We start from the raw sequence: 10153 nt of genomic DNA, 5'->3' as shown, positions 1-10153 counted from the left end.
TATTTTCATTTTTTGCCTTCCAAAAGTAACTCTAATTTTAGGTCACCCTTGGCAGACTAAATTTCGGGGGAAGCTCACTTTTGAATCCAACTCATGATTGCGCCTCCAACTGGCCGGCCAAATCATTGGCTTCTTCATCCACCGCACGCTGATTGGTCGAAATACCAAAGGTTTTCGGATTCATGTCCCGGACAAATTTCCGCACTTTGCAATCTTCCGGTCGGCCGAAGCGGATCACGCCGTTGACCATCCTCGGAGACCAGCTCCGGGTGTACAGCTTGTTTTCCCCGGTCTCATCGGGATAGTCGAAACTGTGAAACATCAGCCCAAAACCGAGTTCGCCGTCGGCATCCAGTTCGCCAGCACCGGAACCGAATTCGCAGGGCTCAACGTAGCCCTGGCAATCGCGGGTTCCCAGAAAAATATCCTGGCGCCCACCCCGCTCCAGCATGCGTTTGGCAATGTCGTAGTGTTTCCCTTCTATCCGGTCTGCTACCAATTCCTGGCGGTGGGTGTTCCACTCGAAATGCGCCCGAACCTGATACTCGACATCAGATAGGAAGGTGTAGATCGCCAAACTGTTGCCGCCGCTGTATTCCTGCGGCTTGGTGCCCTTGGTCTGCGTCCTGATGCGCTTCATGACGCGCACTTCATCCACCACCCAGATCAGCGTCGGTTTCCAGTAAATGGACTTGAGAACGCCTTTGATGGCTTCATAGGTGGGGACATGGTACGAGCATTTTTCGCCACCGATACGGGTCAGCGGATCGGTAAATAAAGCATAACGGCCCCATAAGCGGAATTCGATACTGTTGCGCCTAACCATTGAGTATCTCCATCAAAGAAACGGGTTCGGTCGCCAGACCGAACTGCTTACTGTAGTAGCGGGGATCAAGGCTGTAAATTCGGACGCCCTCCTTGATGACATGCAAGGCTTCGGCCTTGGAAAGTTTATCGAACACATGCGGAAAAACATTAACGGTGAATTGCTGGACTTCGCGCAGCAATTCACCTTCCAGCGAAATGTCGTAGGCGCCATGCAGGCGACCAATCAGATCAGCCCCCGCTTTGCCCCAGGGAACCACCACGCCTTGCGTTGGCGAGTCGATGGCTTTGAATGCTTCTGCAGCGGACATGAACGACTGATTCAGTAATCGAGTAGAAATCTGTTCCCCTTTGCGCCCGGCCTCTGCCAAGGAAATTCCGTTTTCCGATAACAGGCTCAACAAGGAATCGTGTCGCCCAATGGCTTTCGCCTCCTTTGGGGAAACGGGGTAAGTCATGTCCTTTTGCCGCTCGAAGAAATAATGGGCGTAGTAATCCGCCAAAGCCTGCGGCCCTAGCAGGTCGTGCTCATAACGTTCTGGCATTTCGCGGAAGAAATCGAGAACAGAAGCAACTTTGTCTCGACCAATGGCAATGTCCTTCAAGTATTCCAGCGTGACATGCTCATTCGAAGGATTGACCAGATGCACGGTGCCCTGCACCGACTTGCCGTTGCGATTGCATCGCCCGGCCGCTTGCGCGATGGAATCCAGGCCGGCCATGGAACGAATCACCGCACCGAAATCCACATCAACACCGGCCTCGATCAACTGCGTGCTAACACACAGCGTTAGCAATCCGGATTCGAGGCGAGATTTGATCCTTACCAATTCGGATTTCCGGTGCATGGGGCACATGTCGGTGCTGAGATGAAAAAGACTCTCTGCATCGACTAATGCCTGGCTGACAAGAAAGATTTGCTTGGCGGCATCCTTGGTATTGACGATGACTAGACAACTTCCAACCCGTGTTGCCTCAGCGCAGGCCAGCTCAGCTATTTCAGCAAAACCCCAAGCATTCGAGCGCCGTTGATCAATGATCTTCACCCGCTTGAGGTCCGCAAAAAGTTGGCGGACATTGCTGACAATTTCATGTCTCTCGCTCAAACGAATCGCCCCCTGATCGACCGCCACCTGATGCAGCAATGGCTGTGTGGCCGTACAGAACACAACGGTACTGTTGCACTGTTCGCTCAGGAAATTAATGGCGTTATTGAACAAGTGGACGCAACGAATCGGCAAAGTCTGGATTTCGTCGAAAATCAGGACCGCATGGGCCAACTGGTGCATACGCCGGGCACCCCGTGTGCCACTGCCAAACAAAGTTTCGAGCAGCTGCACCATGGTCGTATAGATCACTGGCGCATCCCAGTTCTCGCAAAGCATCTTTTCCCGCCAGGTCTGCTTTTCCGGGGTAACGCTGGAGTGATGCTCCAATACCACCTTGCCCTTATCCTGTGGAAACTCATCGGGTTCGAGAATGTCGCGGACCACTTTCGCGTTCTGGTCGATGATGGAAGTGAACGGAATCACGTAGATGACGCGATCCAATTTGCGCCGCTCCGCATGATGTAAGGCGAAACGCAAACTAGCCAGGGTTTTGCCGCCACCCGTCGGCACCGTCAGAGTGTAAATCCCAGCGCAACGTTCAGCGGCATCTTTGCACTCAGCAGAGATTTGTTGCCGCAAGTGGTCAATCGGATGGCGCGGCGCGAAAGCTTCCAGTGCTTTTTCCAGACGCTCGACCAAAATAACCCAAGGCACGTAATCGCCTTGAGGCCGATTGGCTGCGACTTTCTTTTGTTCGAAACTCGCCGTATCGATACGGTCAGCATCGATCAAACAACTGAACAAAAATCGGACAGCCAAACCCAGTTGTTGAAACAACGGCCTCAAATTTTTTTCTTTCTGCTTGAGAGCCGCCAGCAGATTCTTCATTTCGTCAATTAACTCGGGCGAATCGAGCAACGCACGCGCCCGCACCAATATTTCCACATCGGCGCAGAACTGCACTTCTTCAAGGTGAGTCTTCTCTTCCGGCTTTCTCATGCGTTTGCCGAAGACATCGCTACCCTCTGGGTCGAGGCAGTCAATTAAACCAGAATGGTGAGATGCGATACACAGAGCCAGTAGCTGACCGATCAAGGACGCTCGCTCTCCTCTCTTGGAAAGGATCTGCCAAATGAACTGAGCACCGGCCGATAAATGATCTACCTTGCCCTTGAGAGCCCGGGAGTCAACGTAATCATCCTCGTCAGGGTTCAGTAAACCGAGGGCGGAATGGATATAGCACCGAAAATCCTCGCTGTATTTCCCGAGATCGTGAAGCAATCCGATCAACTCCCCGGCAACCTCAAGACGGATTTTCTTGCCAAATATGCTCGATAGCGCGGCCACACCAAGCAAGTGACTGGAAAGGGACTGAAAAACCTGATCACTTTTCCGCCAGTGAGCCATTGGCAGAAATTTCGCTTCTTCTTCGCTCTTCATAATTTTCGGTTAGTGCAACATTGCTTCTGTAAATTTGTAGTCTGCCGGTTTTGCGAAGCCTCGGTTGACTGTATCCGCAGGCTGTTTCTTCAGGGCATTCTTCCCCAAACCTACGAAAGAGTCGACACCATGGCGCAACGCGTAGAACATCATCCTCTGGACGCCGCCTTTGCGGCTTTGCTGACCAACGGCCTGGACGGTACCGGCGAGGCGCTGCGCATCCTGGTCAACGAAATACACAAGATCGAACGCGTTATCAATACGCCGTTGCACGGCTTAAATTACTGGCGCTCGTAGGGCGTCTTGACGATGAAGCCATGGCGCACTTCAACGCCTGGCTATACGCCCCCAAGGCCCCCGCGTAAGGATTTGCACATCCCTGCCCCGCTGCCTGCCGCCAACAACAAACCCGAACCCGATTCAGCGGACGACTCCGGCAGCCACGGCCAAAACCGCCGGTGCTATCATGCGCGGTTATCTTGGCGGCTTTGATCCGGCTTTATGCAGATAGCGTTTTGTCTTTACAAGTACTTCCCTTACGGCGGCTTGCAGCGCGATTTTTTGCGGATTGCGCGGGCGGCGCAGGCGGCGGGGGCGGCGGTGCGGGTGTATGTGCTGTCCTGGCAGGGCGAGGTGCCCGCAGGGTTCGAACGGGTGATCGTGCCGGTGAAGGCTTGGAGCAATGCGCGCCGTTATGCGAAATTCAGCGCTTGGGTGGCGCATGATCTGGCGCAGCGGCCGGTGGATAAAGTGGTGGGTTTTAACAAGATGCCGGGGCTGGATGTGTATTTTGCGGCGGACGCCTGTTATGAAGAAAAAGCGCGCAGCCTGCGTCATCCCCTGTACCGTTTTTCCGGGCGTTATCGCCATTTTTCGGCCTATGAACGGGCGGTGTTTGCGGCGGATGCCGGGCCGCAGATTTTGCTGATCGCACCGGCGCAGCAAGCCGTGTTTCAGCACTATTACGCAACCCCGGAGGCACGTTTTCACCTCTTGCCGCCCGGTATTTCCCGTGACCGCTGCGCACCGCCCGATGCTGATCACATACGCGCACAATTTCGCGAGGAATTTGGCCTTGCGGCGCAGGATTTTTTGCTGCTGCAGGTGGGCTCGGGCTTCAAGACCAAGGGCCTGGACCGGTCTTTACTTGCCTTGGCACATCTGCCGCCGGAACTGCGCGCCCGCACGCGCTTGGTGGTGATCGGTCAGGATGAACCGAGCGCCTTTCGCCGAATGGCGGCAAATTTGGGCTTGACAAAGCAGGTGGAGATTCTCGCCGGGCGCAACGACATTCCGCGCTTCTTACTCGGAGCGGACCTGCTCGTTCACCCGGCCTACAACGAAAACACCGGCACCGTGCTACTGGAAGCCCTGGTCGCCGGGCTGCCGGTGTTGTGCACTGCGGTGTGCGGTTATGCCCCCTATGTCGTCGAGGCCGCGGGCGGCCAGGTGCTGGCCGAGCCTTTCGCGCAGGAGGCGCTCGATGCCGCGCTTCTGTCGATCATCAACGATAGCGCGCAGCGCCGGCAGTGGCAGTTAAATGCGCTTAACTGGGCGCAAACGGCGGATATTTACAGCAATGCCGAACGTGCCGTCGAAATCATCATGCAAACGCCGGGCCAAACGCAGCCCCTGCAGAAAGCGAGCCGCGCATGAGTTTGTTTGCCGCACAGGAAAAACTCTATTTGCAAGCGCCCTTCAGCAATTTGTGGGCGGGGCAGGATGCGTTTGCCGCTGTCGATGCCTTGTCCGGCCAAATTTTTCGCCAGCGCGACGGGCGGCGCACCTTTCGCTACGAACACGCCGGGCAGGGATTTTTCGTAAAAATTCATCATGGCATCGGCTGGGCGGAAATTGGCAAAAACCTGTTGCAAGGGCGCGTACCGATTCTTGGCGCGGAGAACGAACGGCAAGCGATTACCGCGCTCGAAGCACTACAGATCGACACCATGCGGGTGGTGGGTTTTGGGCAGCGCGGCTGGAATCCGGCACGTTTGCATTCTTTCCTGATTACCGAGGAACTCGCGCCGACGATCAGCCTGGAAGATTTTTGCCGTCCCTGGCCGACACAAGCGCCGGCAGCTGCGCTGAAATACGCCTTGATTCGGCGCGTGGCGGAAATTGCCCGGCACATGCACCAGGCGGGGGTCAATCATCGCGATTTTTATTTGTGTCACTTTTTGCTGCATCTGGAGCCCGCACCGAACCCGCGGGCTTTGAAATTATCCTTGATCGATTTACATCGGGCACAAAGCCGCCCGAGCGTGCCGCGCCGCTGGCGGGACAAGGATTTGGCGGGGCTGTATTTTTCGGCGCTGGAGATTGGCTTGTCGGCGCGCGATTTCTGGCGTTTTTTGCGTATTTATTTTGCCCGACCGCTGCGGGAAATTTTCTCTGCGGAAGCCAAACTATTGCAGCATTTGCAAGAAAAAAGCCGGCAGTTGCAGGTGAAATACGCGCGTAAAAATGCCGAGTTTGGAGAAGATTGGTGATCAGCTGGTATCTCCACCCCGCCTATGCCTCCGGCCCGACGGGACAGGCGTTCGCTAGCCCGGCGACAGTGTTTGCGCTGGCCGGTGAAAAAATCACCGACGACCAGGAATCAGCGGTGTATCGCGTAACGGTGGGCGATAAACGCTATTACGTCAAACGCTATTACATCGGTAACCGCGCCTTGTCGCGCCGCTGGTTTGGTTTGCGCGACTGGCTGGGACCGCGCCGTGCGGTGCAGGAATGGACCAATCTGCAACGCTTTACCGCCTGGGGAATTCCCACGGCGACCCTGGTGGCTTACGGGCAGGAGCGCCAGTTCGGGCGTTTTCTGCGCGGCGTGGTGATTACCGAAGAATTGCGCGACACCAGCGATCTGGCGCAAATGGCGCTCCGCCACGATCCGCGTTTGCAGGATGCGTGCTGGCTGGGCCAGGTCTTGCCGCAGATTGCCCAGGCCACGCAGCGCATGCACCAGCGCCGTTTTTGCCATAACGATTTGAAATGGCGCAACATTCTGGTGGATAACAGCGCGTCGCCCACGGCCTATTTCATCGACTGCCCGACCGGCATGTTTTGGTGGCCGCCTTTTCTGGAATACCGCATCGTCAAGGATCTGGCCTGCCTGGACAAAGTCGCCAAATACACTTTGCCGCGCCGCTGGCGGCTGCGTTTTTACCTTGATTATGTCGGGCACAAGCGCCTGACGGCGGCGGACAAGCAGCGTTTGCGCAAAGTTCTGGCGTTTTTTGTGGGGCGCGAATGAGCAGCATCGCGGAGTTACGCACCGCCGGACGCACTCCGCGCCTGCCTTTGTGCGTGGAATTCAGCGCGGGCGGCACGCTATTGCTGGAAAAACAGCTGCGCCTGGTGCCCGGCAAACGCCTGGTCGCACAGGGGCGCTGGAACGATCAAACGGTGCTGGTGAAGCTGTTTTTTGCCGGCGCGCACCAGCGCCACGGCGAACGCGAACGGGCCGGGGTGGTTGCCTTACAGGCGGCCGGCGTGGCGACACCGGCGCTTCTTACCGCCGGTGCCGTGCAAGGCGGTGCCTATGCCGTGGTGAGCGAATTTTTGCCGCAGGCGCAAACCCTGGCAGCCCTTGCAGACGACGATACGACGCAGAAAATGGCCGCTTTGTCGGCCATCATGCCGCTCTTGGCGCGTATGCACGCCGCCGGTTTGGCGCAAGCCGATCTGCACCTGGGTAATTTTTTGCAGGCGCAAGGTCAAATTTATGCCATTGATGGTGATGCCATCATCCAGCACGGCGGGCAGGCTTTGCCACGGGCACAAATTCTCACCAATCTGGCAGTTTTATTTGCCGGACTGACGCCGGATTGGGATGCGCAGCACGCCGCATTGCTCGCGCTTTACCGTGCCGCGCCGGCAGCCGCCAGTTTGCACCTGGATGAGGCATTCGCCGCCGATTTGCCGGCGGCAGTGCACAAAACCCGCGCCCGCCGGCTGGAAAAATTTCTCGAAAAAACCGGACGGGATTGCACGCAATTCGCCGTCGGGCGCGGCGAGCGGCAGGCTTGGGCAGCGGTGCGCCCACGGCTTGCGGAGTTTGCGCCATTTTTTGCTGATCCGGACCGTTTCGTCGACGCTGCCCATTGTTTCAAAACCGGCGGCACCTGCACCGTAGTGGCGAGCGAAATTGCCGGCCAGACACGTTTGATCAAACGCTACAACCTGAAAAACTGGCGTCACGCCTTGTCGCGCGCCTGGCGGCCGAGCCGTGCCTGGCATTCGTGGCGGGCGGCGCATCTGCTGGATTTTTACGGCATCGCCACACCGTCGCCGCTGGCCGTGCTGGAAGAACGGCGCGGCCCTTTGCGCGGCCGGGCTTTTCTGGTGACCGAGTTGTGCCCTGGGAAAAACCTGCTGGACACATTGAATCCGGCAGAAATTCCGCCGCCACAACTGGCCACTGCCTTGCTCAAAACCTTTACGGCGCTCTACGCTTTGCGTATCAGCCACGGCGATTGCAAGGGCACCAATTTGTTCTGGCACGCTGGAAAAATTTATTTGATCGACCTCGACGCACTCACTCAGCATCGCTCTACCTGGCGTTTCAAGCGAGCCTGGCGGCGCGATCGGGCGCGCTTTTTGCGCAACTGGCCGGCCGACTCGCCGCTCGTGCGCTGGCTGGATGCGCAGCTGCCTGGCGGGATTTAGGCCTCTGGTGGGGTTTAGGACGAAACGCTGTTCTCTGTCACTTGGCGTGGCGTCACCAGACGTGAGGCGAGCAGGCCCAGTTCGTAGAGCAGGCACATGGGAATGGCCAGCGCGAGCTGGGAGACGACATCGGGCGGCGTAACGATAGCGGCGACGACGAAGGCACCGACGATGAAGTAAGAACGCCATTCTTTTAATTTTTCGACACTGACCACGCCCAGCTTGGCGAGCACGACTTGCGCCACCGGCACTTCAAAAGAGAGGCCGAAGGCGAGGAACATGGTCATGACAAAAGAAAGATAAGCTTCGATATCCGGGGCCGGGGTGATGCTTTTGGGGGCGAAGCTGGCGATGAAGGTAAACACCTGACCGAAAACGAAAAAATAGCAAAAACTCATCCCCAACAAGAAAAGCACGGTGCTGGAAATGATCAGCGGCACCCCCAGGCGGCGCTCGTGTTCGTAAAGCCCCGGGGCGACGAAAGCCCAGGCCTGATACAACACATAGGGCAAAGCGAGGACGAAGGCCACCATGCCCATCACCTTGAGCGGCACCATGAAGGGCGTGATGACGCCAATAGCCACCATCTTGGTGCCTTGCGGCAGTGCGGCAGTCAGCGGGGCGGCGAGAAAATCATAAATCGCGCCGGGGCCGGGATAAATCGCCAGCGCACCAAAAATGACGCCGATCGCAATCAGGCTGCGCAGCAGGCGGTCGCGCAATTCGACGAGATGAGAGACAAAGCTCTCGCCAGCCGGGGTGTCTTCAGTCATACCGCCGAGGTGTCCTTGCGTGTCGCAACGGCCTGCGCCGTATTGAGGGTGCTTTCGATGCCGGGAGTGGGTTCGACGGCCGGAACGCTGGCATCAGCCCCCAGTTGGCGCAGCTCGGCAGCGGCATCTTGCAGCGGGGTTTCGATGCTCGTCTGGAACTTGCCGACTTCCTCACGCATGGAATTTTCCAACGAGCGGGCCGATTCATTGACCTGGGCTTGCAGTTTGCGCAACTCGTCGAGCTGCATCTCGCGATTGATGTCCGATTTCACGTCGTTGACATAGCGCTGCGCCCGCCCGAGCAAATGCCCGACGGTACGCGCCACTTTCGGCAGGCGCTCGGGGCCGATGACGACCAGGGCGACGATGCCGATGACGATCAGCTCAGAAAATCCGATATCGAACATATTTTATTTTTGCAGCGATGCGGCGCGCGCCATCAATGCGTCGTGGTTTTTTCCTTGACCTCGACATCGATGGTCTGACCGGACACCTGCTGCGGATTTTGCGGACTGGCGGTGCTGCCGTCCGCGCCGGCTTCCTTCATGCCTTCCTTGAAACCTTTGACCGCACCGCCCAGATCCTGCCCGATGTTGCGCAGTTTTTTGGTGCCAAAAACGAGCATGACGATGACCAGAACGATCAACCAGTGCCAAATGGAAAACGAACCCATGTGTGACTCCTAATGTTTTTTGACCATCGGGCCGACCGGCTGCGGTCCGCCCAGAATGTGCATGTGCAGGTGCTGAACTTCCTGTTGTCCGATTTCACCCGTGTTGATGATGAGACGAAAACCGCCGAGGCTGCCTGCAGCGCGCGCGATGTCATTGGTTTTGGCGAGCATTTTGCCCACCAGTAGTGCATCTTCTGCCGCCAGGCTGGCGAGCGAGGTGATGTGTTTTTTAGGTACGAGCAAGACATGCACCGGGCGCTGCGGGTCGATATCCTTAAAGGCGAGCATGTCCTCGTCTTCGTACAGCTTGGTTGCCGGAATTTCTCCGGCAACGATCTTGCAGAAGAGGCAGGCGCTCACTTCTTGGCGTTCCGCGCAGCTTTTTCATCGACGCCGGATATACCTTCGCGGCGGCGCATTTCCTGCGAAACGTCTTCGATACTCATGCCATAGAAAACGAGTAGCACCAGAATGTGATAGATCACATCGGTCGATTCGCGCACGATATTGAGGCGCTTGCCGTCTTTGGCGGCCATGATCAACTCGGCGCACTCTTCGCCAATTTTTTTCAGGATGGAATCCGGGCCGTTGGCAAACAGGCTGGCGGTGTACGACTTCTCCGGATCAGCGTTGCGGCGCGTGGCCAGGGTTTCGGACAGGCGGTGCAGGATGTCGTGTGTGCTCATGCGTAAATTTCCTTCGGATCTTTGATGACCGGATCG

General features: G+C 57.1%; 11 protein-coding genes and 1 pseudogene. 5 read left to right on the top strand and 7 right to left on the bottom strand.

Going from position 1 to position 10153, the window contains the following annotated elements; all coding sequences use genetic code 11:
• Positions 1–91: 91 nt before the first annotated feature.
• On the bottom strand, positions 92–826 hold the full coding sequence (gene cas5c / locus ACM62Q_RS12445; protein ID WP_415037054.1) for a type I-C CRISPR-associated protein Cas5c: 735 nt from the start codon (positions 824–826) through the stop codon (positions 92–94).
• Positions 819–3314 (bottom strand): CRISPR-associated helicase Cas3', encoded by a 2496-nt coding sequence (gene cas3, locus ACM62Q_RS12440; RefSeq protein WP_415037052.1) that lies wholly within the window; start codon positions 3312–3314, stop codon positions 819–821. Before cas3 ends, cas5c begins: the two co-directional genes overlap by 8 nt.
• Before the next feature lie 129 nt (positions 3315–3443).
• Between cas3 and ACM62Q_RS12435 the strand changes: the two are divergent.
• The 5 genes and pseudogenes from ACM62Q_RS12435 to ACM62Q_RS12415 form a co-directional block, all read left to right on the top strand.
• Positions 3444–3566: pseudogene (locus ACM62Q_RS12435) on the top strand (IS256 family transposase); the annotation flags it as partial.
• A 249-nt stretch (positions 3567–3815) separates the two neighbouring features.
• Positions 3816–4970, top strand: coding sequence for a glycosyltransferase family 4 protein (locus tag ACM62Q_RS12430; RefSeq protein WP_415037050.1), 1155 nt, complete (start codon positions 3816–3818; stop codon positions 4968–4970).
• Positions 4967–5806 (top strand): lipopolysaccharide core heptose(I) kinase RfaP, encoded by an 840-nt coding sequence (rfaP, locus tag ACM62Q_RS12425; protein ID WP_415037048.1) that lies wholly within the window; start codon positions 4967–4969, stop codon positions 5804–5806. The genes ACM62Q_RS12430 and rfaP overlap by 4 nt, the downstream gene beginning before the upstream one ends.
• The gene (locus ACM62Q_RS12420; protein WP_415037046.1) at positions 5803–6570 is read left to right on the top strand and encodes a lipopolysaccharide kinase InaA family protein; all 768 of its coding nucleotides are present in this window, start codon (positions 5803–5805) and stop codon (positions 6568–6570) included. The genes rfaP and ACM62Q_RS12420 overlap by 4 nt, the downstream gene beginning before the upstream one ends.
• Positions 6567–7985, top strand: coding sequence for a lipopolysaccharide kinase InaA family protein (locus ACM62Q_RS12415; protein WP_415037044.1), 1419 nt, complete (start codon positions 6567–6569; stop codon positions 7983–7985). The genes ACM62Q_RS12420 and ACM62Q_RS12415 overlap by 4 nt, the downstream gene beginning before the upstream one ends.
• Before the next feature lie 14 nt (positions 7986–7999).
• Here ACM62Q_RS12415 and tatC read toward each other — a convergent pair whose 3' ends face one another.
• From tatC to ACM62Q_RS12390, 5 genes are read right to left on the bottom strand one after another with little or no spacing between them, the layout of a single operon-like run.
• Positions 8000–8758, bottom strand: a complete 759-nt coding sequence (gene tatC, locus ACM62Q_RS12410; RefSeq protein WP_415037042.1) for a twin-arginine translocase subunit TatC — start codon at positions 8756–8758, stop codon at positions 8000–8002.
• A complete protein-coding gene (tatB, locus tag ACM62Q_RS12405; RefSeq protein ID WP_415037040.1) occupies positions 8755–9165 on the bottom strand; it encodes a Sec-independent protein translocase protein TatB in 411 nt (136 codons plus the stop codon). The genes tatC and tatB overlap by 4 nt, the downstream gene beginning before the upstream one ends.
• Before the next feature lie 32 nt (positions 9166–9197).
• The gene (gene tatA / locus ACM62Q_RS12400) at positions 9198–9431 is read right to left on the bottom strand and encodes a Sec-independent protein translocase subunit TatA (protein ID WP_415037038.1); all 234 of its coding nucleotides are present in this window, start codon (positions 9429–9431) and stop codon (positions 9198–9200) included.
• Positions 9432–9440: 9 nt separating this feature from the next.
• The gene (locus ACM62Q_RS12395) at positions 9441–9791 is read right to left on the bottom strand and encodes a histidine triad nucleotide-binding protein (RefSeq protein ID WP_415037036.1); all 351 of its coding nucleotides are present in this window, start codon (positions 9789–9791) and stop codon (positions 9441–9443) included.
• Positions 9788–10117 (bottom strand): phosphoribosyl-ATP diphosphatase, encoded by a 330-nt coding sequence (locus ACM62Q_RS12390; RefSeq protein WP_415037034.1) that lies wholly within the window; start codon positions 10115–10117, stop codon positions 9788–9790. Before ACM62Q_RS12390 ends, ACM62Q_RS12395 begins: the two co-directional genes overlap by 4 nt.
• Between the last annotated feature and the right edge of the window lie 36 nt (positions 10118–10153).

Origin of the sequence: Azonexus sp. (assembly GCF_047638095.1) — a bacterium.
GTDB lineage: Bacteria > Pseudomonadota > Gammaproteobacteria > Burkholderiales > Rhodocyclaceae > Azonexus.
Note: the sequence above shows the minus strand (reverse complement) of the source record. Positions and strands in the feature narration are given on the sequence as shown.

Excerpts from the sequence above, each read along its gene's own strand:
- tatC (WP_415037042.1), bottom strand. The coding sequence starts at position 8,758 with ATGACTGAAGACACCCCGGCTGGCGAGAGCTTTGTCTCTCATCTCGTC.
- ACM62Q_RS12430 (WP_415037050.1), top strand. The coding sequence starts at position 3,816 with ATGCAGATAGCGTTTTGTCTTTACAAGTACTTCCCTTACGGCGGCTTG.
- tatA (WP_415037038.1), bottom strand. The coding sequence starts at position 9,431 with ATGGGTTCGTTTTCCATTTGGCACTGGTTGATCGTTCTGGTCATCGTC.
- rfaP (WP_415037048.1), top strand. The coding sequence starts at position 4,967 with ATGAGTTTGTTTGCCGCACAGGAAAAACTCTATTTGCAAGCGCCCTTC.
- ACM62Q_RS12415 (WP_415037044.1), top strand. The coding sequence starts at position 6,567 with ATGAGCAGCATCGCGGAGTTACGCACCGCCGGACGCACTCCGCGCCTG.
- ACM62Q_RS12390 (WP_415037034.1), bottom strand. The coding sequence starts at position 10,117 with ATGAGCACACACGACATCCTGCACCGCCTGTCCGAAACCCTGGCCACG.
- tatB (WP_415037040.1), bottom strand. The coding sequence starts at position 9,165 with ATGTTCGATATCGGATTTTCTGAGCTGATCGTCATCGGCATCGTCGCC.
- cas5c (WP_415037054.1), bottom strand. The coding sequence starts at position 826 with ATGGTTAGGCGCAACAGTATCGAATTCCGCTTATGGGGCCGTTATGCT.
- cas3 (WP_415037052.1), bottom strand. The coding sequence starts at position 3,314 with ATGAAGAGCGAAGAAGAAGCGAAATTTCTGCCAATGGCTCACTGGCGG.